This is a genomic window from Bacillus sp. FG16 (assembly GCF_057809515.1).
On record NZ_JBMDKC010000345.1, the window covers coordinates 1 to 420 of the forward strand.

Annotated in this window: 1 protein-coding gene; it reads right to left on the reverse strand. The window is 40.7% G+C overall.

From position 1 onward, the window contains the following. On the reverse strand, window positions 1–418 hold a 418-nt coding region (locus ACODS7_RS32665; RefSeq protein ID WP_488828718.1), incomplete at its 3' end, for a ParB N-terminal domain-containing protein. Between the last annotated feature and the right edge of the window lie 2 nt (window positions 419–420).

The following is a 420-nucleotide window of genomic DNA, read 5'->3' on the forward strand; positions in this document are numbered from 1 at the left end:
TGAATTTTGCTTTTTCATATTGTTTTCCGCTACCTATGCCTATTTTTTCGGCTACGATGTCGCGGGTTTGTACTTTACATTCAGGAAAATTTTCCTGGATGTCAGTTCTTGCCCCCTGCCTTTCTCTCGCCTTAGCTGACTCCACTCTCTCCAATTCCCTCGCCCAAGCCATTCTTTCAGAGAAAGTAAATTCCTTACGATGTTCATTCTCACCGATTTCAATTTTTAATTTATGTTCATAGTCCCGAACAGACATGACACGTACTTCAATCTGTTGATAGTTTAGATGCTTACAAGCTCGTAATCTCCGCTCACCTGCAATTAATTCATGTTCAGGTGTAACTACAGGTGGATTAATGAGTCCGTTTTCTTTGATGTCATTCGCAAGTTCTTCTATATTGCCGAATTCCTTGCGGATAC